At 35.8% G+C, this 438-nt stretch carries 1 protein-coding gene; it reads right to left on the minus strand.

Annotated features, from left to right (window positions below):
• Positions 1 to 406: toll/interleukin-1 receptor domain-containing protein (locus OCI93_RS21020; RefSeq protein WP_261627270.1), on the minus strand; the 406-nt coding region annotated here is incomplete at its 3' end.
• Positions 407 to 438 lie beyond the last annotated feature (32 nt).

The following is a 438-nucleotide window of genomic DNA, read 5'->3' on the forward strand; positions in this document are numbered from 1 at the left end:
CTCTATCGGATGATACAACTGACTCTATCTGCCTCGCTATTGTACTAATCCCTGCACTTGAATTGGCAGCTAAACGACCTGCTAAAATAGGTGACTCTTTAGCCACATCTTCAAAAGTTAATTGGTGCCAGATTGGAATTATTTTTTTACCAGTAGCTATTTCCAATGAAAATAGGCCATCTAATTCAGCTTGAGTCCAGTGCTTTTTAAAAAAATTGGGGCTTAGAACTACTAGGCCGTAGTCAGATTCTATAAGTCCTTTCTGTATAGATTGAAGTAAACTATCACCCAAGTTCAAATTAAATTCGTCATACCAAACATCATATAATTTACTTATTTCAGATACGAGAGGCCGAACAAACTCAGCTTTATCTTCCGAAGCATGACTTATAAAAATTTTAATCATTGTGAAAGTTCAACTCCTTATGAATGCTAACG

Origin of the sequence: Pseudoalteromonas holothuriae (genome assembly GCF_945859825.1) — a bacterium.
Lineage (GTDB): Bacteria > Pseudomonadota > Gammaproteobacteria > Enterobacterales > Alteromonadaceae > Pseudoalteromonas > Pseudoalteromonas holothuriae.